At 69.2% G+C, this 18,769-nt stretch carries 23 protein-coding genes; 2 read left to right on the top strand and 21 right to left on the bottom strand.

Annotated elements, in window-relative coordinates; translation table 11 throughout:
- Window positions 1-6 precede the first annotated feature (6 nt).
- A complete protein-coding gene (locus KV396_RS15425) occupies window positions 7-960 on the bottom strand; it encodes an L-lactate dehydrogenase (RefSeq protein WP_247956270.1) in 954 nt (317 codons plus the stop codon).
- Window positions 961-1,001: 41 nt separating this feature from the next.
- Between KV396_RS15425 and KV396_RS15430 the strand changes: the two genes are divergently transcribed.
- Both KV396_RS15430 and KV396_RS15435 read left to right on the top strand, forming a co-directional pair.
- Window positions 1,002-1,916, top strand: coding sequence for a methyltransferase family protein (locus KV396_RS15430; RefSeq protein WP_247956271.1), 915 nt, complete (start codon window positions 1,002-1,004; stop codon window positions 1,914-1,916).
- 274 nt (window positions 1,917-2,190) lie between these two features.
- Window positions 2,191-3,279 carry an AAA family ATPase gene (locus KV396_RS15435; RefSeq protein WP_247622328.1) on the top strand — a complete coding sequence of 363 codons (1,089 nt, stop codon included), beginning with the start codon at window positions 2,191-2,193 and terminating at the stop codon, window positions 3,277-3,279.
- A gap of 35 nt (window positions 3,280-3,314) precedes the next feature.
- Here the strand turns inward: KV396_RS15435 and KV396_RS15440 are convergent, their stop codons facing one another.
- The 20 genes from KV396_RS15440 to KV396_RS15535 all read right to left on the bottom strand — a co-directional run bounded on the left by KV396_RS15440 (window position 3,315) and on the right by KV396_RS15535 (window position 18,769).
- Entirely contained in the window at window positions 3,315-3,629 is a 315-nt protein-coding gene (locus KV396_RS15440; RefSeq protein ID WP_247632109.1) for an HU family DNA-binding protein, read from the bottom strand.
- A 125-nt stretch (window positions 3,630-3,754) separates the two neighbouring features.
- Complete coding sequence (locus tag KV396_RS15445) at window positions 3,755-4,318, bottom strand: hypothetical protein (RefSeq protein ID WP_247632108.1); 564 nt, start codon at window positions 4,316-4,318, stop codon at window positions 3,755-3,757.
- 3 nt (window positions 4,319-4,321) lie between these two features.
- Window positions 4,322-4,732 (bottom strand): flagellar assembly protein FliW, encoded by a 411-nt coding sequence (locus KV396_RS15450; protein WP_247632107.1) that lies wholly within the window; start codon window positions 4,730-4,732, stop codon window positions 4,322-4,324.
- Complete coding sequence (gene flgL / locus KV396_RS15455; protein WP_247632106.1) at window positions 4,729-5,616, bottom strand: flagellar hook-associated protein FlgL; 888 nt, start codon at window positions 5,614-5,616, stop codon at window positions 4,729-4,731. Before flgL ends, KV396_RS15450 begins: the two co-directional genes overlap by 4 nt.
- A 14-nt stretch (window positions 5,617-5,630) precedes the next feature.
- A complete protein-coding gene (flgK, locus tag KV396_RS15460; RefSeq protein WP_247956272.1) occupies window positions 5,631-7,037 on the bottom strand; it encodes a flagellar hook-associated protein FlgK in 1,407 nt (468 codons plus the stop codon).
- A 7-nt stretch (window positions 7,038-7,044) separates the two neighbouring features.
- Window positions 7,045-7,527 carry a flagellar export chaperone FlgN gene (gene flgN / locus KV396_RS15465; protein ID WP_247956273.1) on the bottom strand — a complete coding sequence of 161 codons (483 nt, stop codon included), beginning with the start codon at window positions 7,525-7,527 and terminating at the stop codon, window positions 7,045-7,047.
- A gap of 122 nt (window positions 7,528-7,649) precedes the next feature.
- A complete protein-coding gene (csrA, locus tag KV396_RS15470; RefSeq protein WP_247622321.1) occupies window positions 7,650-7,898 on the bottom strand; it encodes a carbon storage regulator CsrA in 249 nt (82 codons plus the stop codon).
- Between the two features lie 89 nt (window positions 7,899-7,987).
- The gene (locus tag KV396_RS15475) at window positions 7,988-10,054 is read right to left on the bottom strand and encodes a flagellar biosynthesis protein FlhA (RefSeq protein WP_247956274.1); all 2,067 of its coding nucleotides are present in this window, start codon (window positions 10,052-10,054) and stop codon (window positions 7,988-7,990) included.
- 38 nt (window positions 10,055-10,092) lie between these two features.
- Complete coding sequence (locus tag KV396_RS15480) at window positions 10,093-11,196, bottom strand: EscU/YscU/HrcU family type III secretion system export apparatus switch protein (RefSeq protein ID WP_247956275.1); 1,104 nt, start codon at window positions 11,194-11,196, stop codon at window positions 10,093-10,095.
- Window positions 11,193-11,954, bottom strand: a complete 762-nt coding sequence (locus KV396_RS15485; protein WP_247956276.1) for a flagellar biosynthetic protein FliR — start codon at window positions 11,952-11,954, stop codon at window positions 11,193-11,195. Before KV396_RS15485 ends, KV396_RS15480 begins: the two co-directional genes overlap by 4 nt.
- Window positions 11,954-12,229 (bottom strand): flagellar biosynthesis protein FliQ, encoded by a 276-nt coding sequence (fliQ, locus tag KV396_RS15490; RefSeq protein ID WP_247622317.1) that lies wholly within the window; start codon window positions 12,227-12,229, stop codon window positions 11,954-11,956. The genes KV396_RS15485 and fliQ overlap by 1 nt, the downstream gene beginning before the upstream one ends.
- The gene (gene fliP, locus KV396_RS15495) at window positions 12,226-13,035 is read right to left on the bottom strand and encodes a flagellar type III secretion system pore protein FliP (protein WP_247633968.1); all 810 of its coding nucleotides are present in this window, start codon (window positions 13,033-13,035) and stop codon (window positions 12,226-12,228) included. The genes fliQ and fliP overlap by 4 nt, the downstream gene beginning before the upstream one ends.
- Before the next feature lie 155 nt (window positions 13,036-13,190).
- Window positions 13,191-13,619 (bottom strand): flagellar biosynthetic protein FliO, encoded by a 429-nt coding sequence (locus KV396_RS15500; RefSeq protein WP_247956277.1) that lies wholly within the window; start codon window positions 13,617-13,619, stop codon window positions 13,191-13,193.
- A gap of 2 nt (window positions 13,620-13,621) precedes the next feature.
- Window positions 13,622-14,281 (bottom strand): FliM/FliN family flagellar motor switch protein, encoded by a 660-nt coding sequence (locus KV396_RS15505; protein ID WP_247622315.1) that lies wholly within the window; start codon window positions 14,279-14,281, stop codon window positions 13,622-13,624.
- Window positions 14,281-15,201 carry a flagellar motor switch protein FliM gene (locus KV396_RS15510; RefSeq protein WP_247956278.1) on the bottom strand — a complete coding sequence of 307 codons (921 nt, stop codon included), beginning with the start codon at window positions 15,199-15,201 and terminating at the stop codon, window positions 14,281-14,283. The genes KV396_RS15505 and KV396_RS15510 overlap by 1 nt, the downstream gene beginning before the upstream one ends.
- Before the next feature lie 3 nt (window positions 15,202-15,204).
- Window positions 15,205-16,020 carry an OmpA/MotB family protein gene (locus KV396_RS15515; RefSeq protein ID WP_247622313.1) on the bottom strand — a complete coding sequence of 272 codons (816 nt, stop codon included), beginning with the start codon at window positions 16,018-16,020 and terminating at the stop codon, window positions 15,205-15,207.
- Window positions 16,017-16,826, bottom strand: a complete 810-nt coding sequence (locus tag KV396_RS15520; protein WP_247956279.1) for a motility protein A — start codon at window positions 16,824-16,826, stop codon at window positions 16,017-16,019. The genes KV396_RS15515 and KV396_RS15520 overlap by 4 nt, the downstream gene beginning before the upstream one ends.
- A 2-nt stretch (window positions 16,827-16,828) precedes the next feature.
- Window positions 16,829-17,044 carry a flagellar FlbD family protein gene (locus tag KV396_RS15525; RefSeq protein WP_247622311.1) on the bottom strand — a complete coding sequence of 72 codons (216 nt, stop codon included), beginning with the start codon at window positions 17,042-17,044 and terminating at the stop codon, window positions 16,829-16,831.
- A 105-nt stretch (window positions 17,045-17,149) separates the two neighbouring features.
- Window positions 17,150-18,316 (bottom strand): flagellar hook protein FlgE, encoded by a 1,167-nt coding sequence (locus KV396_RS15530; RefSeq protein ID WP_247956280.1) that lies wholly within the window; start codon window positions 18,314-18,316, stop codon window positions 17,150-17,152.
- Between the two features lie 21 nt (window positions 18,317-18,337).
- Window positions 18,338-18,769, bottom strand: a complete 432-nt coding sequence (locus KV396_RS15535; RefSeq protein ID WP_247622309.1) for a flagellar hook capping FlgD N-terminal domain-containing protein — start codon at window positions 18,767-18,769, stop codon at window positions 18,338-18,340.

An 18,769-nucleotide genomic window follows, 5' to 3' on the forward strand; every position in this document is an offset into this window, starting at 1 on the left:
ATGCGGTCAGGCGCGCAGGGTCGTGGCGGCCGAGCGGAGCGCGTCGGCGGATCCGCGCAGCAATGCCAGCTCGGAGTCGGAGAACGACGTGTTCCGGATCGGCACGGCACCCGAGGCGCTGACGATCGACGGCACCGAGAGTGCGACGCCGTCGATCCCGTGGAAGTCGTCGAGCACCGTGCTCACCGGCATCACCGCGTGCTCGTCGTGCAGGATCGCCTCGACGATGCGTGCGCTCGAGAGACCGATCGCGTAGTTGGTCGCTCCTTTGCCGCGGATGACCTTATAGGCCGCGTCGCGGACGTCGACGGCGATCTCGTCGAGCTCGGCGAGCGTGAAACGGGGATGCTCGGGGGTCTCCCATTCGAGGATCGGCACGGTTCCGATCGTGGCCCGCGACCACAGGGGGAACTCGGTGTCGCCGTGCTCGCCCACGATGTGCGCATGCACGCTCGCCGTCGAGACGCCCGCTCGCTGCGCCAGCTTCCAGCGCAGCCGCGAGGTGTCCAGCACGGTACCGGACGCGAAGATGCGCTCGGGCGGCAGACCCGTCTCCTGCTGGGCGATGACGGTGAGCACGTCACAGGGGTTGGTGACGATCACGTACACGGCGTTCGGGGCCACCTCGAGGAGTTCCGGCATCATGCGTCGGATGATCCCCGCGTTCACGTCCGCGAGCTCGATCCGCGTCTGACCGGGCCTCTGCTTCGCCCCGGCGGTGATCACGACCACGTGGGAGCCTGCGGCGACGGAGACGTCGCTGCCGCCGATGATGTCGCTCGTTCCCGTGAACTGCGTACCGTGCGCGAGGTCGAGCACCTCGGCCTCGACCTTCTCGGTCGCGATGTCGTAGAGGGCGATGTGCCTCGCGGACCCCCGGATCAGCGCTGCATAGGCCACGCTCGATCCGACGCTGCCCGCGCCGACGACCGTGAGCTTCGAGTTCTCGATGATCTCCATCCGCCCAGTGTGGCAGGTGGCCGGGTGGATAGCATGGGGCGGTGTTCGCCGGCATCCGCATCGCTCCCCCGGCGGCACGCGCGTACTTCGCACTGCAGGCCGTGGCCGGCGGATGCTGGTGGCTCGGAGTGCTCCTGCTCCCCGTGATCCGCGCGGCGACGCTCGACGGACTCCCCGTTCTCCCGATCGCGATCGCCGACATCCCTCTCTTCGTCGGAGGGTCGGCGCTCGCCGCGTGCGGCGTGCGGGCGGCGGTCTGGATCGTCACCTCCTGGACCGTGCTCGTGGCGGGCGGGATGGTCGTGTATGCGACCGTCACCGGTCTGGCCGGGTGGGGTGCGCTGCTCATGGTGACCGCCGCGGCGGGGAGTCTCGCCGCCGGCATCGTGATCATCGTCTGCCGGGCACCCTTCGAGTGGATCGCCCGTGGACCGTTCGCCTTCCGTACCTCCCGCGCCCAGGGGCGCGCCCGGGTGATGGCGCGCACGGGACTTCAGACCCTGTTCTTCTGGGGCGTGTTCCTCGGGCTCCTCCCGCTGCTCATCGCCATGGTCGAGGCTCGGTGGGGGCTTCATCTCGAGCTGCCTCTCGCGCTCCGTCTGACCGGTGTCGCGCTGTTCCTCGCCGCGACCGCCCTGGGCCTCTGGTCGGCGATCACGATGTCGCTACTCGGCGAGGGCACGCCGCTCCCCTCCGAGATGGCGCGCCGTCTCGTCATCGCCGGTCCGTACCGCTTCGTGCGCAACCCGATGGCCGTCGCCGGCATCTCCCAGGGCATCGCGGTCGGGTTGATGCTCGGCTCCTGGCTGGTCGTCGTCTACGCGCTGTGCGGCTCGCTGGTGTGGAACACCGCCGTGCGTCCGATCGAGGAAGCCGATCTCGCGGAGCGGTTCGGCGACGACTATGCCGACTACCGCCGCCGAGTCACCTGCTGGGTGCCGCGGTTCGCCGGCTGACGGTTCGCGCGCACCCTGTCGAGCGACCCGAGTGCACGTAAACGAAGAGATTTCGGCCCCGACACGCCGTTTCTCGCTTGTCGTCCGGCCCAGAGACGTGAAATGGTATCCCGGGCGGATCCCCCACCGCTCGTCCTCCGGTTCCTGCGTGACTCCCCTACTCGTCGGAACCTCGTGCTCCATCCATGCCGCTCCGCCCATCGCGGGCAGAGCGAGTCACCGAGCGAGCCACGAAACCCCACCGATCGACCATCGGGGAGCGAAGGAGGAGGGTGTGGCCAGCACTTACATCGAGACCGGCGGTCACGTGCGGGTGTACGACGACGCCGTGCGCACCCACCAGGCGTTCCCGCTGGGGACCTATCGGGTCAGCTTCACCTCGAAAGAGGGCTTCAGCCTCGTGCGCATCGATGATCTGACCGTCGGAGCGGAGCGCGTCTACGGAGGCCGCGATCGCAAAGTCGCCAAGATCTTCCGCTCCTACGCTCTCTCCGACCGCAGCCTCGGGGTCATGCTCTCGGGCGACAAGGGCATCGGCAAGTCGCTGTTCCTGCGCATGGTCGCCGAGGCCGCGCGCGAGCAGGGCCTGCCCGTGGTGGTCGTCTCCGAGGACCACGACGGCATCGTGGAGTTCCTCGACAGCCTCGACGAGTGCCTCATCGTCTTCGACGAGTTCGAGAAGATCTTCCCGGCGGGCCGCCGAGGAATCACCGACGGGTTGAATCGGCAGAACCAGTTCCTATCGCTGTTCGACGGACTCTCCTCGGTGAAGCGCGTCTACTGCCTCTCGGTGAACGCGATCGCCGACGTGAGCACCTATCTGGTCAACCGCCCCGGCCGGTTCCACTACCACCTGCGCTTCGACTATCCGGGTCCCGACGAGGTGCGGCAGTACCTTCTCGATCAGGCACCGAACGCGCACCCCGACGAGATCGAGAACGTGGCGTTGTTCTCGCGGCGGGCGCGGCTGAACTACGACCATCTGCGGGCGATCGCCTTCGAGCTGCAGCAGCCCGACACGCTGTTCGCCGAGATCGTCGACGATCTCAACATCAAATCGGTCGAGCCCGGCACGTATCGCATCGAGGCGCGCTTTCCCGACGGCAAGGTCTGGTTCGACGAGGTCGAGATGAACCTGTTCGAGCGCGGAGACGTCGGGCGCACGTTCGAGCTGCGCAACGGAACCCGCTCGCTCTTCGCGTCGTTCGTGCCGCGCGATCTGATCTTCGAACCCGACGGCAGCATCTTCGTGCCGATCGATCGACTCGATCTGCTCGGTGACGACGACGAGGAACCGGAGGTCTATCCGACGACCGTCAGCCTCGCGCTCGTCGCCCCGGCGACCTATGGATTCGGACTCTGACGTCCGGGCCCGTGTCGTTCAGTCGGTGACGTCCTTCAGTCGGTGACCTTGACGCGACGATTGACCTCGCGGGTCGCGGAGAACTTCAGCACCGTGTAGTCGGTGACCTCGCCGGCGCCCTCGTCCTTGCCGAACTGCACGCGGTGTCCCTTGTGGGTCTGCGGATAGAACTTGCCGAAGTTGGTGAGGGTGACGGTGTTGCCCTGGCTGACGAGATCGAGGAGTTCGTCGATCATCGCGTTGTACGCCGTCTGAGCGGCGAAGACCGAGATCCCTCCGCGTCGCGCGAATCGCTGTACGAATTCGCGCTTGCTCACGCGATTGGCCTCGAGCGTCTTGGATGTGCTCATGCTCTGTACCGTCCCCTGGTGTGTTCGCTCGTCGCCGAGCGTCTTGCGCTGCGCCCCTGACAGCTGCACCGGTGATTCGTCGAAGGCCCCCCTGCGACGAACCGGGATCAGCGAGGCCCCAGCCCTTACCCCTCAGAGGATAGTGCCTCTTCCTTGGTATATGCGGTGAACTCCGGTTTCACCTGATTCTTCCGTATTTTCGCGATTTCTCGGGCCGAGCGCGCGGCGGCGGTCGACATCTCGATCTGCGTACGGATGTCGAGGCCGCGTTCGTCGGCGCTCACCGAGAGCTCGGTCGGCTCGAGCGTCTTGGTGTTCACCACCACGTCGCCGTCGTTGATCAGCAGATCAGCCTTCACACCGTAGGCGCGGCCGACGACCGCCCCGCGCGCATCGAGCAGCGACGCGGTGTTCTCGCCGGCGGCCTCGGCGATCGCGGCGAGTTGGGCCACGGTGTAGCGGGCAGAGTTCTCGTACTCCGCATCGGACGGCTCCTCCTTCGAGGGGACGAGTGCGAGTTCGGTCTCCCCCGGTGCCCGACGGTCGCCGGGGTGCACCCGCGCATCGAGGTGGTGGACGGCGCCGTCCGCATCGTCGCCGACGATGAAGCGGTCATCGTAGGCGAGGACCACGAGGTTGACCCCCTTCGTCGCACCGGGACCGTGCGTACGAGAGCGAAGATCGACCATCCGTCACCGTCCGCCGAGAAGCGAACGGATCGGGTAGGTCTGATCCTCGAGGATCACCTGCACCGCGCGCCCGTTTCCGGGGTGGACGACGATCGGCGCGCGCAGATTCACGTGCACACCCTCGTCCCCGGGGTTGGCCACGACCAGCATCCGGAGCGCATCGTCCGCGGATGCTCCGATCTCGGCGCGGACGGATGCCGGAACCTTCGGCGCGTAAGCAGGATCGACGAACGGCGCCTCCACCACGAACAGGCGCACCTCGGCATCCGTCGCGCGGAGCGCGTACAGACCGTCGGCCCCCTCGATGCTCTCGAGGGTGAACGTCGTGTACGGGGCCAGGCCGAGCATGGGCGAGGTGAACTCGATCACGCGGGCTGCCGACTCGATGTTCGCTCGGGCGGTCGTCGCGGTCATCGCAGGAACTCCAGGAGGTTGGTCTGCAGCGACTTGGCGGTCACCTGCAGGGCGGATTGGAAGACGAGCTCGGCGGACTGCAACCGCACGAGGACCTCGAGGCTGTCGACGTTCTCGACCTCGGCACGACGCGCCTCGAGGTCGGTGGAGGTGGCGAGGTTCTGCGAGGCCGCGCGCTCGATCTGGACCTGCCGGGCACCGGTCGTGCCGCGCGCGGCGATGACGTCCTTCAGGCGCGCGTCGATGTCGTCGAGGCGCGGGCCGACGTTCGCTCCGCTGCGCAGTTCGGCCGCGATGTCCCTCAGAAGCGCGAAAGCGCTGTTCGCTCCCTCGCCGAAGGCCTGCGAGCCGTCGAAATCGACGCGAACCGTCTCGTTGTCGCTGATACGTCGCTGCACGCCGTCTCCCGGGCTGCCGTGGAACGCGAAGGTGTCGGGGTCGAACGCGGCACCGGCATCGCCGGTCCCGGCGAAGACGCTGCGGCCCAGCACCGTCGTGTTCGCCTGAGCGAGCAGCTCCGCGCTGATCGTCTCGAGCTCCTGCGCGATGGATTCCCTCGCCGTCGGGCTCAGTGCCCCGGAGTTCGCTCCCTGCGCCGTCAGATCGCGGGCCCGGTTGAGCAGGTCGGTGCTCGCTCCGAGCGCCGTGTCGACCGTGGTGACCCAGGCCATACCGTCGCTCAGATTCCGTGCGAACTGTGCGACCCGCGCCTGTTCGCCGTGCACGCCGAGCGTCGTCGCGGCGGCGGCGGGATCCTCGCTCGGCGAGCGGAAGGCGCGCTGCGAGGCGGCCTGGTTCTGCAGGCGCTCGCGGTCCGCGAGGTTGGTCTGCAGCGTGCGCAGCGACTGCTGCGTCATGGTGCTGCTCGTGATGCGTCCGATCATGGTCGACTCCCGGGTCAGCGGCCGACCAGGCCGGTGCGGTTGATGAGCAGGTCCAGCGCCTCGTCCATCGCCGTCAGCACGCGGGCGGCGGCCTGGTAGGCGGTCTGGTAGGTCAGCAGGTTGATGGTCGCCTCGTCGCCGTCGACCGAGGCGTTCGACTGCTGCGCGGTGACCGCGGCCACGGCGCCCATGTCGGCGATGTCGGCCCTCTGCAGATCACCGGCGACCGCGACCGCGAAGCCGGTGACGAACGTCGCCCAGGTCTTGCTCGGCCCCGTGGCGGAGGCACCGAGAGCACTGATGCGGTCGGCGATCGTGGTGTCCTTCGCTCCGGCTCCCGGCGCCGCCAGCGCGAGCTGATCGAGCCCGGTGGGCACGACGCTCAGTCCGAGCGCCGCGGGCCCCGTCGTGTCGAGGGCGAAGAAGTCGCCCCCGGCCGCGCCGCCGGCCGTCACCCCGGTGCGGTGCACGTCGTTGACCGCCGCGGCGAGAGCGGCTGCGGTGTCGTTGTACGCGGCGGCGACGCCGGCGAGCGTGCCACCGTCCGCCGCCGGGGCGAGTGCGCTGATGGTGCCGCCGATCACGCCGCCGCCGACGGCGACGGGAACGTCCGGCCGATCGGCCCATGACACGACGATACGACCGGCATCCGAGATCTCGCGCGGACCGCTCACCTGGAGCGATCGGCTGCGGTCGCCCGAGACCAGCGCATTCCCGTCGACACGGAGGGTGAGAGTGCCGTCCGACTCGACGACGCCCGTCGCCCCGATCGCCGAGGACAGCTGCTGGGCGAGCACGTTCCGCTGATCGATCAGTTCGTTGGCATTGCGTCCGGCGTGCAGCGCGTCGCGGATCTGACCGTTCAGCGTCGCGACCTGACCCGCCACCGCGTTCACGTCGGCGATGTCGCGATCGACCTGTCCGCGCAGATCGCCCCACTGGCCCGCGACGGCCTGATAGCCCGCCGCGATCTGACCGACGAGCACCTGAGCGTTGGTGAGCACGACCTGCGCCGCCGCCGGTTCCGGGGTGTTCGCGAGATCCGACCATCCGGCCCAGAAGCGGTCGAGGTTCGCGGCGAGGCCGTCCGCGGTCGGCTCCGCCATCGTGCTCTCGGCGCGGGCGGCCGCGGTCGCCCGCGCGCTCCAGAATCCGGAGGTCGAGAGGGCATCGCGCACCCGCGCGTCGAGCACGGCATCCCCGAGGCGTGCGACACCGGTGACGGAGACGCCTCCGCCGATGCCGAGGCCGCTCTTCCACAGCCCGGTCTGCCCCACGCCGGAGAGCGGAGCCTGATCGACCCTCTGCCGGGTGTACCCGGTGGTCGTCTGATTGGCGATGTTCTGACCCGTCACGGTCATCCCCGCGCGGGCGGCGGAGAGGGCGGATTCCGCCAGACGAAGACCTGAGAACGAAGACATGGTCACCTCACATCCGGGTGTCGAGAAGTCGGGCGTCGCCGCCGCGGACGACGTCGCCGCTGGGCGTGTACTCGCCGGTCGGCTCGCCGAGTCCGGCGATGGTCTCCTGGGTCACGCGGATCGCCGTGCGCAGACGCTGCTCGTTGACCTGCTTCATCTGCTCGATCTCGTCGGCCAGCGCGGTCATCGCGGAGAGGTGACCCTCGAGCACCTCCCGCCATCCGTCGGAGGGCGCCGCGGCGATCAGCTGCCGCAGAGTCGTCGCCTCGGGTGCACCCCACTCGTCGGCCACGGCCACGACGAGTGCATCACGCGAGAGCGCGACGATCGGCATGGCGGCGAGAACGCGCTCGATCTCGGTCGACGCGTGCCGGATCCACCGGTTGCGGCCGGTCGCGAGCAGCATCTGCTGCTCGTCCAGTTTGAACAGCAGCGTCTCGAGCAGCTCGCGCTCGCGCAGCAGGTGCATGCTCAGGTCGTGAGCGGCCACAGGGCGTCACCTCGTCGGGTCGGGTCGTCGATGACGGGAATCCCCGTCACATCTACGACTATCGCGACATCGCGGAGGCGAGTAACTCGACACGGATGGGGAGAACTCCCCATTGACACCCGTCAGGAAGCTCCACTCAGACGTCGCAGGGCACCGAGGAGCGCGCTCTCCGCCGACTCGTCACCCGCGGTCTGCACCGCCTGCTGATTGGCATCGCCGACCGCGAGCACGATCTCCGCACGGTTGATGCGGGTGTCGCGAGGGGCGTCGATCCCGACCCGGACGCCGCTCGGGGTGACCGCCAGGATCGTCACCGTGATGTCGTCGCCGATCACGATGCTCTCGTTCGCGCGCCTCGTCAGAACCAGCATGTCCGTCCGCCTTCCCTGGCTGCGGCGCACTCGCGCCATCCTCTTCCCCAAGGTAGTGCATGCCCTCGTAAACGAGCGGAATCTGCAGATCAGCCCGCCGCGCTGGGGAGAGCGGACGGAGCGATGCGCACGACCCCGACGACGTCGGTCGCGTGACCCGCCGCCCCGGCCTCGTCGTACGAGAGCACGGGGAGCGACTCGACCTGCGGTGCGAGCATCCGCCGCACGGCCTGACGCAGCGACGGCGCGCAGACGAGCACCGGTTCGGGCCCCGCCTGCGTGAGCTCCGACACCGTGCGGCGCACGCTCTCGAGCACCTGCAACGTCGCCTCCGGCGTGAGAACGATCTGGGGATTGCCGTCGACGACACGCATCCCCTCGAGCATCTGCTGCTCCAGCATGGGATCGAACATGACGACCCGGATGCGCCCGTCCTCGGCGAAACGTGCGGCGATCGCGGGTCCGAGCGCCGCACGCGCGGCATCGATGAGTCCGGGGATTTCGGTCGACGTCTTTCCCCGGAGCACGAGCGCCTCGTAGATGCGCGCGAGGTCGTTGATCGGCACGCGCTCCGCCAGGAGTCCGGCGAGCACCCGCTGGATCGCCGCCAGCGAGAGCACCGCGGGAGTGAGCTCCTCGACCGTCGTGGGGCTCGTCTGCTTCAGGTGCTCGGTCAGCTGGCGCACGTCTTCGAGCGAGAGGAGGCGGTGCGCCTGGCTCTGCACGATGTCGGACAGGTGGGTGATGATGACGCTCGCGCGATCGATCACCGTTGCCCCCGCCATGTCGGCCGCGTGCGACATCTCGGCCGGCACCCACTTGCCCTCGAGCCCGAACACCGGGTCGACGACGGCCTCGCCGGGGAGCTGCTCGAGCCCCGTGCCGATCGCCAGCACGTGACCGCGGGGCACGGCTCCGCGACCGACCTCGACACCGGCGATGAGGATCGCGTAGGTCTGCGCCGGCAGATCGATGTTGTCGCGGGTGCGCACGGGCGGCATGAGGATGCCGATGTCGAGGGCGAGCTTGCGACGGAGGGACTTGACCCGGGTGAGGAGATCCCCCGAGCCACCGGCGGCGAGGTCGACGATGTCGGTGGAGAGCGAGATCTCGAGCGCGTGCACCCGCATGCGGTCCATGAGGTCGTCCGGTCCCTCCGCTCCGGCTTCGGCGGCTTCCTGCTCGAGCGCATCGGCCTCGCGCGCGGCATCCCGATCCTCGCTCGCCTTCACGCGCGACGCGGCGAAGAGCAGCACGGCGCCGATGCTCGCGAACACGAGCAGCGGCATCCCGGGGATGAATCCCATCGCGACCGCCGCCAGCCCGGTGATGACGAGCGCGTTGCGCGACTGCAGCAGCTGTCGCGCCGCGGCCTGCCCCATCTCTGCCTCGACGTTCTCACGCGTGACGATCATGCCCGTCGACACCGCCATCAGCAGCGCGGGGATCTGCGTCACGAGCCCGTCGCCGATGGTCAGGATGCTGTACGTCTCGAGCGCCTCCCCCATCTCCATGCCGCGCTGCGCCATGCCGATGATGATGCCGCCGACGAAGTTGATGACGACGATCACGATGCCGGCGATGGCATCGCCCTTGACGAACTTCGACGCGCCGTCCATCGCCCCGTAGAAGTCGGCCTCCGCGGCGACCTCGGCCCGGCGCCTGCGCGCCTCGGCGTCGGTGATGAGCCCGGCGTTGAGGTCGGCGTCGATCGCCATCTGCTTGCCGGGCATCGCGTCGAGGGTGAAGCGCGCGCCGACCTCCGCGACGCGCTCCGCGCCCTTGGTGACCACCACGAATTGGATGACGGTGAGGATCAGGAAGATCACCGCACCGATCACGAGCGACCCGCTGATCGTGATCTGCCCGAACGCCTGGATCACCTGGCCCGCGTGCGCCTCACTGAGCACCAGGCGCGTGGACGCCACGTTGAGTCCGAGGCGGAACAGCGTCGCGACGAGCAGCAGGCTCGGGAACACCGAGAAGTCCAGCGGCTTCTTCACGAACATGGCCGTGAGCAGGATCAGGAGCGCGAACGAGATGTTCACGACGATGAGCACGTCGAGCAGCGGCGTCGGGATCGGCACGATGAGCAGGAGGATGATCCCGACCACCCCGACGGGGACGGCTCCCTTCGACAGCAGCTGACCGATCATGCGTCCTACCTTCTCGTTTTCCGTGTCTGGGGTTCGGGTCAGAGCCCGCGGTCGCGGGTGCTCGCGAACGGCATGGTGTGGGTACCGCGCGCCGAGCCGCGCCGCTTGAGGTGCTCGATGAACGCCAGCACCTGGGCCACCGCGGTGTAGAGCTCCTCGGGGATCTCGCGGCCGATCTCGCAGGCCGCATGCAGGGCGCGGGTGAGCGGGATGTCACGCACCAGCGGCACCCCCGACTCCTCGGCCCGCTCGCGGATCTTCTGCGCCACGATGCCGGCGCCCTTCGCGACGACGCGCGGGGCGGACTTCCCGGGCTCGTACCGCAGCGCGACGGCGACGTGGGTGGGGTTGACGAGCACGACGTCGCTGTCGCCGACCGCCGCGATCATGCGGTTGCGACTGAGGGCGATCTGGCGCGATCGCCGCTGCGAACGCACGAGCGGGTCGCCCTCGCTCTTCTTGTGCTCGTCCTTCGCCTCCTTCTTCGTCATGTGCGTGTGCTTGCGGTTGCGGCGCAGCACGACGGCGACGTCGATGGCGGCGAGCAGGATGCCGACGACGACGGCGACCTGCAGGAGGGCCATCACTCCCCCGGTCGCCTGCTCGAGGAGCCAGGTGATGTTGTGGCTGCCGCTGGCCATGAGCACGGGGACCAGGCCGGACACCACGATCCAGAGCGCGAGACCGATGGCCGTCGTCTTGAGCAGCGCCTTCGCACCCTCCCAGAGCGCCTGCCGTCCGACGACGCGCTTGAGCCCGGTGACGAGGTTGAACTGCTCGGTGCGCATCGTCACACCGCGCAGGTGGATGCCGCCCTGTGCGACGGCGGTCGCGGTCGTCGCGAGGAGCACGACGACCAGCAGCGGCAGCAGGATGCCGCCCATCGACGTCAACGCCGCCCCCAGCACCTCGACCGCGGCGTCGGCGGTCGGATGACCCGCCACCGGCGCCACCCGCAGGAAGAGCTCGGTGAGCACCTGGGTCGCCGAGGCGATCGCCGGGAGCGACATGATCGCCGCCGCTGCGATGCAGACCCAGGCCGTGAAGTCCTGGCTGCGACCGATCTGGCCCTTCTTCCGCGCCTCCTTCAGGCGACGATCGGTCGCCTTCTCGGTGCGTTCTCCGGTATCGGTCTCGCTCATCGGGTCACCTCCAGGAGCAGCCGGGCGGCGTCGTCGGCGATCGCCGCGACCACGCCGGGGAGCGCCGCGTACACGAAGCCCACGAGCAGGAGGGTGAGCCCGATCTTGATCGGGAAGCCCATCGCGAAGGCGTTGAGGGCCGGGGCAACGCGGGTCACGAGGCCGAGTCCGATGTCGGCGAGGAAGAGCACGATCAGCAGGGGGCCGGCGATCTGCACGGCGCTGAGCATCATCTGCCCCGCCGCTCCCACGAGCGCTTCGGCGGGATGGGCGAGATCGATCATCCCCGTGACCGGCACCGCGTCGAACGAGCGGAAGAGTCCGCCGAGAACGAGCTGGTAGCCGTCGGAGGCGAACAGCAGCACGATCGCGGTCATCTGGAACAGGCGGGTGAACTGGGCGCCGTTCACCGCCATGCCGGGGTCGAAGGCCTGCGCGAGCTGGAAGCCGCCGAAGGTGTCGACGAGGTAGCCGGAGCTCTGGATCGCACTGAAGAGCACCATCACGAGGAAGCCGAGAAGCGCGCCCGTGAGTGCCTGCCCGACCAGTGCGAGCAGGAATCCTCCGGTGTCCAGACGCTCGTAACCCGCGGTGACGACCGGCGACACCGCCAGCGCGAGACCTGCGCCGAGCATGGCGCGAATGCGCATCGGCACCGTCCCGTGGCTGAACGGGGGCGCGATCACGAGGAACGCCGTGATCCGCACACAGGCCAGAGCCGTCGCCTCGAGCCAGGTGAAATCGATCGGGATGTGCATCAGCCGCCGTTCAGCAGCGACGGTATGCGTGCGAACAGTTCGTTCGAGAACGCGATCATCTCGGAGATCATCCAGTGCCCGCTCACCAGCAGCGCGATTCCGACCGCCACGAGCTTGGGCACGAAGGAGATCGTCATCTCCTGCACCTGGGTGATGGACTGCAGCAGCGAGATCGCGAAGCCGACCACGAGTGCCGTGATCAGGAGCGGGGCGCACAGCTTCGCCGCGAGGATGAGCGCCGCCTGGCCGATGTCGATGACCGCTTCGGGATTCATCCCCCACCTCCGGCGTAGGACTGCACGAGGGCGGTGATGACCATCCCCCACCCGTCGATGAGCAGGAACAGCAGGATCTTGAACGGCAGCGAGATCATGACGGGCGGGAGCATCATCATGCCCATCGACATCAGGGCGCTCGCGACGACGAGGTCGATGACGAGGAACGGCACGAAGATGATGAAGCCGATGAGGAAGGCCGCACGCAGCTCGCTGAGCATGAACGCGGGCACGAGCGTCTGCAGGGGGATGCTGGACGGGTCGCTGGGGTTATCCATCTGCGCGGCGCGGTGCATCAGCGCGATGTCCTCTTCGCGCGTGTAGGCGAGCATCCACTGCCGCAGCGGTTCCTGGGCGAGTTCGAACGCCCGGCCGAAGTCGATCTGCCCATCGGTGAACGGCGCGACGGCGACCGTGTTGATGTCGGTGAGCACCGGCCACATGATGAACAGGGTCAGGAAGAGGCTGAGGCCGGCGAGCACCTGGTTCGGCGGGATCGACGGCAGCGACAGGGCGTTGCGGGTGAGGGCGAGCACCACGAAGATCTTCGTGAAGCTCGACATCATCAGCAGCAGCGCGGGTGCCACGCTGAGCACCGTGATGCCGAGCAGCGTCACGATGCTGTCGGACGGCGTGCCGTTGATGCCGTTGATGGTCACGCCCTCGCCGTCTCCCGACTGCGCGGGGACGACGGATGCCGCGGCGTGGGCGCCCGTGGCGCCCCAGATCACGAACACCGCCACGAGCAGGAGCGCGACGGCGGCGAGGACCCCGATCCGGCCGTGGGCTCGCCGCGCGTGCGCCATCGGCGCGGCGGCGAGGGCTGATGCGGGCACGGCGGCACTCCGAAGATGGGTGTCGTGGCCGATCCGTAGCCAGGGGGACGAGCGATCCGTGCTCACACGCGACTATCGCGACAGGGGTTCTCCCGCGTAACCGCGCGAAGGGGCGAGCACGCCGATCAGGCGACGGAGGTGAGCGGCGGGCGTTCCGTGTCGTCGCCGCGCTCGTCGTCGATCGTCTCGTCGTCGATCGTCTCGTCGATCTCGGCCGGAGCCTCCTGCGTGTCGACCACGCTCACACCGCCCTCGGTGACGCCGAGCACGTAGCGGATGCCCCCGAACTCGGCCACCACCAGCTGCGCCTTGGCACCGATCCCGGTGCGGGCGACGACGGTGATCTTCTCGGGACGCGGCCGCGCGGACTTCGACGCCGAGGATCGCGGCGGACGGAGCACGGACAGCCGCCCGAGCTTCTTCGGCAGGAGTCCGTCCAGCGGGCCCCCGCCCTTCGCACCGGCCTTCTGCAGACGTCGGCTGAGGAACAGCAGCAACCCGAGCACCGCGGCCAGGGCCACGATCATCCGCAGCGCGACGAGGACGTCGTCCATGTTCAGACGCTCTCGGCGCCGTCGAGGATGCGTTCGACGCGGATCGCGAAGTCGCCGTCGGCCACGACCACGGTTCCATGACCGATCAGACGCCCGTTGAGCTTGATGTCGGCGGGAGAACCCGCGGCACGGTCGAGCTCGACCACGTTGCCCGGCTCGAGCGCGAGGACGTCGCGCACCGGCATCCGCGTGCGGCCGATCTCGACCACGAGCTCCATCTCGACGCCGGCGATGCGATTGATGCGCTGCGGTCCCGTGGAGCCCGAGCCCGTTCGGTCGCCGTCGATGCGCACCGAGGCGCGCGCGGCGATCGCACCGGTCGAATCGACCAGGTCGAACACCTGCGTGCCCGGAGCGGCGAACACCTCGGTCGCCGCGACGGTCTCTCCGGAGCCGAGAGCCCCGGGCCCGAGCACGATCGACGCCGCCTCGAAGATCGGATGCAGCCGGTCGGCGAGATCGGCCTTCTTCGATCCGTCCTCCAGCTGCGCGGGATCGATGACCTGGATGGCGAGCCGTGCCCCCGGTGTGCCGGTGAAGGTCACGGCGATCGCCTCTCCCACCGCGCCGGGGTCGGTCGACGGCGTCGGGATGACGGGGAAGCCGAACGGCAGCTTGCCGGCGATCGCCGCGGCGATGGCGGTCTCGTGGAAGGTGCTCATCAGTGGTTCTCCTCGTGGGTGGTCGTGATCGTGCAGGCGAGGCGCGATCCGCGGCTGCCGGGCGTCGCGCGCGCAATTGCCGTGTCGCCCGCCATCAGTTCGTAGGGCATCGTCTCGGGGTGGGGCAGACGCAGCAGATCGCCCGGGGCGAGGTCGAGCACCTCCCCCGCTCCGATCGTGATCGGAGCGAGACGCAGCGTGATCTCGAGCGGAGTGCTGTGCACCTGGTCGCGCGTATGACCCGCGCCGCGCGTCGCCGCGGCATCCGCCCCCGCCTCGGCGAGATGGTCGACGACCGCGGAGGCCGGCAGCATGATCGAGGCGACCGTGCGTGTGTCGCCCAGGCGCATCGTGTATCGGGCGACGATCACGGCGGCCGACGCCGAGATGACCTGGAGGTATTGCGGGTTGTAGTGCACACCGCCGAAGACGGGCTCGCCGGGGAGCAGCGGACCGAGGCTCGCGGACAGGTGCTCGAACGTGCCCTCCATGAGGTTGCGCACTAGGGCGAGCTCGATCGGCGTGAACGTGCGGGCATCCGGGAGGGAGGTGCTGCGCCCTCCCATCATCTGCACGACCCAGAGCAGCGCGCTGTCGAGTCCGAACTGCACGACGCACGGCTCGTCGCGATCGGCGAAGGCGCCGGCGACCATGGCCGTGGTGCTCGGCAGCGTCTGCGCGTACTCCTCGTACGACACGAGTTCGACGTCGTCGAGGGTGAGGTGCGTGCGCACGCGGATCTTCGCGGTCAGCTGCGACGACCACAGGCGGGCGAAGGACTCGAACGACGCCTCCAGCCGGCGGATGCTGTCGCGCCCGAGCTGCGCGGGGCGACCGAAGTCGTACGCCGGATAGCGCCCGGCGGGGTCGTCCGGCACGGCGTGCCCGGTCATGGCGGTCTCCTCGGAGATGATGGACACGTCTCAGCCTTTCCCGGCCGCGTCGGCGAGTGCGGGGAGCAGCGCCCGCACCTGGTCTTCCTCGGTGGACTCGACGACGATGTCGACCCGTCGGTTGCTCGCGAGCGCCTCCGGGCTGTCGCCCTCGACGAGCGGACGCGTGTCGGAGAACGCGGTCGCCTTCACCCGCGCACCGCCGACGAGTTCGTGCTCGACCAGGAAGCGCGCCACCTGCGTGGCGCGACCTCCCGACAGCTCCCAGTTCGTCGGGAAGGGCGCGGCCGAGAGACGCCGATCGGCATGCCCCTCGACGCTCACCTGATTGTCGACGGTCGTCAGCACGTCGCCGATCGCGTCGAGCACGGCGTCGGCCTTGGCCGAGAGATCCGTGCTGTTGTCGCCGAAGAACGTCTCCGCGCCGACCAGACCGACCTTGAGCCCCCGGTCGTCGATCACGAACTCGACCGTGTCCTGCAGCCCCTGGGCGGCGAGCGATGCCCGCATGCGCTCCCGCAGTTCCTCGAGCGACTCGTACTCCGCCGCAGCGCGCTGGGTGAGGTCGGGCTCGCCCTCCTCGTCGAGCATCTCCGGCGGGATCACCAGCCCCTCGGAGATGTCGGCACCGCCGGTGGTCGTCTCCTCCTGCCCGAAGCCGGTCGCGAGGCTGTTCGCCAGCAGCTCGAACTTGGTCTTGTCGACGTTCGAGACGGCGAACAGCACGATGAACAGGCACATCAGCACCGTGACCATGTCGGCGTACGACACGGCCCAGCGCTCGTCCGGCTCGTCGTGCGATTCGTCCTCGTGGCCGCGCCCGCCCGCGCGGCGGGCCGTGCTCACAGGCCCTCCTCCGAGCCCTGCGCCTCCGCGCCCTTCGTCGGCTTCGGAGCCCGTCGCTTCGGCTTGACGGTCGACAGCGCCTCGAGGCGCTCCTGCAGCAGATGCGGCGCGCTGCCCGCCTGGATGGCGAGCATCCCCTCGCTGACGATCATCATGCGCTCGAGCTCGACGGCCCCGATGCGGTTCAGGCGCCCGGCGATCGGGTTCCAGATGAAGTTGGCCGAGAGGAGCCCCCACAGCGTCGCGACGAACGCCGCCGCGATCATCGGACCCAGGTGATCGGGCTCGTCGAGCTTCTCGAGCACGTGGGTCAGCGACACCACCGTGCCGACGATGCCGATCGTGGGCGCGTACCCGCCGAGCGACGAGAAGAACTTCGCGGCGATCCGCGTCCGCGACGAGGCAGCCGTGATCTCGTCGTCCATCATGAGGCGCAGGTCGTCGGCATCCGTCCCGTCGGCGAGTGCCTGGAGCGCCTGCCGGGTGAACTGGTCGGGAGCCGAATCGAGCTCCTGCTCGAGGGCCAGCAGGCCGTCGCCGCGGGCCTTCTCGGCGTAGCCGACGAGGAACGGGATCACGGCTTCGGGCGTCGAGCGGGGCCCGCGCACCATTCGGCCCAGGCTCTGCACGGCCAGGCGCGTGTCGCGCAGCGTGTGGCTGGCGATGCCCACGCCGATCGTCGAGCCCAGCACGAGGATCATCGGTGCCGGGATGAGCAGCGCCTCGAAGCTCGCGCCCTCCATGGTGATCATCGCGACGAGAGCGCCGAACGCGAGGACGACGCCGATGAGGAATGCGGGATCCACCGTCAGTCCCCCGACTTCCGGCCGAGCGCCTGGGCGGCGTCGAGCACGCGGGCACGATAGGCGACGATCAGCTCGACGACCGTGTCGAGGCTCTCCTCGACCACGTACACCCCGCCGTCGATCATGTGCAGGGTCGTGTCGGGCGAGGAGTACACGCGCTCGATGAGATCGGGGTTCACCGCGAACCGTGTGCGGTCGAGGCGGGTGACGATGATCATCGAGGAGTCTCCGGGCGAGGGGCGTCGGGTGAGAGGCGGTTCAGCCCCGACTATCGCGACGTGGCCCGCCCCGGGTAACCAGGGCGGGCCACGTGCGATGCGGGATCAGCGCTTGAGCTGGGTGAGCTCCTGCAGCACTTCGTCGCTCGTGGTGATGATGCGGGCGTTCGCCTGGAAGCCGCGCTGCGCGACGATCAGGTTCGTGAACTCCTGCGAGAGATCCACATTGCTCATCTCGAGCGCGCCGGAGACGAGGCTGCCGAATCCGGCCTGGCCCGCCTCGCCGATCTGCGCGGGGCCCGAGTTGACCGACAGGCGGTACGACGAACCGCCGGCCTTCTCGAGCCCTTCGGGATTGGCGAACGTCGCCATCGCGATCTTGCCGAGGGTCTGGGTCGCACCGTTGCTGAACGTGCCGACGATCGATCCGTCGCCCGTGATGCTGTACGACTTGAGCGTGCCGGCCGCTGCACCGTTCTGATCGGTGACGGCGACCGTCGACAGGCTCGCGTACCCGGTGACCGCGGTGAGGTCGACGGTCACGGCGCCCGCGGTGAGGGTGAGCCCCGCGCCCGTCTGCTTGCCGTCCGTGAACGCGAGGGCGCCCGTCGTGCCGCTCACGGGCTCGGAGACGTCCCAGCCCGCGGCCGTGCGCGTGAATGTGAGGCTCAGCGTGGTCGGCGTGCCCTGGGCGTCGAAGACCGTGACGTCGCGCACGATCTCGTCACCGGCGGCGGCGGTCGAGGGCAGGTTCCCGGTGACCGTCGCTCCGGTCGTGGCGCGAGCGGGCGAGACGGCATCGAGGGGCAGCACGATGTTGCCGACGGCCTGGCCGGTGTTGACGACGCCGTTCTGCGCCGACCAGCCCTGCACGATCGCCCCGTCGGCGGTGACCATCTTGCCGGTCGGGTCGAACGAGAATCCTCCCGCACGGGTGTACAGCGTCTCGCCGCCCGCGCGCACGGCGAAGAAGCCGTCGCCCGAGATCATGAGGTCGCCGCCGCGTCCGGTGGCCTGTGCGGAACCCTGGGCGAAGTTGGTGCGCACGCCCGCGACCTGCACGCCGAGACCGACCTGGGCGGGGTTGCGCCCGCCCACCTGGTCGTCGGGGATGCCGGCGTTGCCGATGAGCTGCGAGAGGGAGTCCTGGAAGACCACGGACGAGCCCTTGAAGCCCGCGGTGTTGACGTTGGCGATGTTGTTTCCGGTCACGTCGAGCATGGTCTGGTGCGAGCGGAGTCCGGAGATGCCGGAGTAGAGCGAGCGGAGCATGGTGTTCTCTCTTCCTGTGTGTCAGGTGGTCGGTGCGGTCGGGGTGGCGACGCCCGTGATGGCGTCGAGTGCGATGGTCTTGTCGCCGATGGTCACCTGCGGCACGGGGCCGTCGAACGAGACCTTCGTGACGACGCCGGTGACGGCCTTGCCGTCGGCGTCCTCGTAGCTCGCCTCCTGCCCGATGAGGGCGGCGGCGGCCTGGCGCATGTCGAGTGCGAAGGCCTCGGCGCCGTTGTCGGCGAGGGCCGTGAGCTGCTCCATCATGGCGAGCTGCGTGGTCTGCGAGATCATCTCGTTGGTGTCCATCGGACTCGAGGGGTCCTGGTGGGTGAGCTGGGTGACGAGCAGCTTGAGGAAGACCTCGCCGTCGAGCACCTGCTTTCGGGCGGCGGGATCGGTGGTGCTTCCGGTGTGGATCGCGGTGGGTGCGCTCACGGCGTCGACGGTCAC

The sequence above is a fragment of the Microbacterium galbinum genome (genome assembly GCF_023101185.1).
GTDB lineage: Bacteria > Actinomycetota > Actinomycetes > Actinomycetales > Microbacteriaceae > Microbacterium > Microbacterium galbinum.

Coding starts and splice junctions, on each gene's coding strand:
- KV396_RS15425 (WP_247956270.1), bottom strand. CDS start 960: ATGGAGATCATCGAGAACTCGAAGCTCACGGTCGTCGGCGCGGGCAGC.
- KV396_RS15440 (WP_247632109.1), bottom strand. CDS start 3,629: ATGAGCACATCCAAGACGCTCGAGGCCAATCGCGTGAGCAAGCGCGAA.
- KV396_RS15445 (WP_247632108.1), bottom strand. CDS start 4,318: ATGGTCGATCTTCGCTCTCGTACGCACGGTCCCGGTGCGACGAAGGGG.
- KV396_RS15450 (WP_247632107.1), bottom strand. CDS start 4,732: ATGACCGCGACGACCGCCCGAGCGAACATCGAGTCGGCAGCCCGCGTG.
- flgL (WP_247632106.1), bottom strand. CDS start 5,616: ATGATCGGACGCATCACGAGCAGCACCATGACGCAGCAGTCGCTGCGC.
- flgK (WP_247956272.1), bottom strand. CDS start 7,037: ATGTCTTCGTTCTCAGGTCTTCGTCTGGCGGAATCCGCCCTCTCCGCC.
- csrA (WP_247622321.1), bottom strand. CDS start 7,898: ATGCTGGTTCTGACGAGGCGCGCGAACGAGAGCATCGTGATCGGCGAC.
- KV396_RS15475 (WP_247956274.1), bottom strand. CDS start 10,054: ATGATCGGTCAGCTGCTGTCGAAGGGAGCCGTCCCCGTCGGGGTGGTC.
- KV396_RS15480 (WP_247956275.1), bottom strand. CDS start 11,196: ATGAGCGAGACCGATACCGGAGAACGCACCGAGAAGGCGACCGATCGT.
- KV396_RS15485 (WP_247956276.1), bottom strand. CDS start 11,954: ATGCACATCCCGATCGATTTCACCTGGCTCGAGGCGACGGCTCTGGCC.
- fliQ (WP_247622317.1), bottom strand. CDS start 12,229: ATGAATCCCGAAGCGGTCATCGACATCGGCCAGGCGGCGCTCATCCTC.
- fliP (WP_247633968.1), bottom strand. CDS start 13,035: ATGGCGCACGCGCGGCGAGCCCACGGCCGGATCGGGGTCCTCGCCGCC.
- KV396_RS15500 (WP_247956277.1), bottom strand. CDS start 13,619: ATGGACGACGTCCTCGTCGCGCTGCGGATGATCGTGGCCCTGGCCGCG.
- KV396_RS15505 (WP_247622315.1), bottom strand. CDS start 14,281: ATGAGCACCTTCCACGAGACCGCCATCGCCGCGGCGATCGCCGGCAAG.
- KV396_RS15525 (WP_247622311.1), bottom strand. CDS start 17,044: ATGATCATCGTCACCCGCCTCGACCGCACACGGTTCGCGGTGAACCCC.
- KV396_RS15530 (WP_247956280.1), bottom strand. CDS start 18,316: ATGCTCCGCTCGCTCTACTCCGGCATCTCCGGACTCCGCTCGCACCAG.